Genomic DNA, 958 nt, shown 5'->3' with positions numbered 1-958 from the left:
TCTCGCGTGAAGTAACCCGCACCCGCACCAACATAATCGCAAGTGGTACCTAAAAATATAAACCGCAACAACATCTGATAAAAGCCGCTAATTTACCAACCTTGCACGAGAAAACTTGTAAAAGTTCTCATGTACATTCTCTTCTATCGCATATCGAATTCCGACTTTAGTGAGTTCGTAACAATACGTTTTAGGTTGAAACTCAGTAAACCTCAAATAGAGGCCAAGTAAAACCATAACTACAGTAATACCAAACCAAACTACAAAATCTTCAATAGTTGGTGGCACTAATAAGGCAACGATTAGCGAAGGTATGATCATCATACCAAAAACTAGAACTTCCTCACCAAACAATCTCTTAGGCGTACAAACCCAAGAAAATAATATATCTTCTGTAGAGAGCCTTTCTTTTTTATAAGCAATCTCTTGCTTTATCGCCTGCTCATCTAATGAGTAAAAACTCATCTCATCTCATCCATATCCATATCCATATCCATATCCATATCCATATCCATATCCATAAAAAACTTAAAACCCCACTTAGAAATGTAAAATATATCTTTTTAATTTAAATATTCAAGTTTAAGTTCTTTAAAGCTATTGGCTTCTTTTATATCAATCACGTCAAACTCCTTTTTAAGATAATAAAACAACTTATAAAGATCAGATTTRTCTATATGTATACCCGGAGGTGATGTCATCTCCCATGCTCCGATCTCCTGCATTTCCAACTCAAACCTAGGGTTTAATGCAACCTGCTGGCGACTATGTTGATACCGAACACGAAAGCTACTCGGAATAATATACTCCTCGTATTCTGTCCTTTTTCTATGATTAGACATGGCTCTCGCGTGAAGTAACCCCGCACCCGCACCAACTAATGCAAGTGGTCCTAAAAATATAACCGCAACAACACTGATAAAAGCCGCTAATTTACCACCTGCACGAGAAAACTTGT

The 958-nt window shown here is 37.1% G+C and carries 2 pseudogenes; both read right to left on the bottom strand.

From position 1 onward, the window contains the following. Positions 1-465, bottom strand: a pseudogene (locus tag CIK04_RS12240) (hypothetical protein); the annotation flags it as partial. 98 nt (positions 466-563) lie between these two features. Further along, positions 564-958: pseudogene (locus CIK04_RS12235) on the bottom strand (hypothetical protein); the annotation flags it as partial.

It is taken from the genome of Vibrio sp. 03_296 (assembly GCF_002265885.1).
The sequence above is the reverse complement of the archived record's forward strand: the minus strand, read 5'-3'. Positions and strand labels throughout refer to the sequence as shown.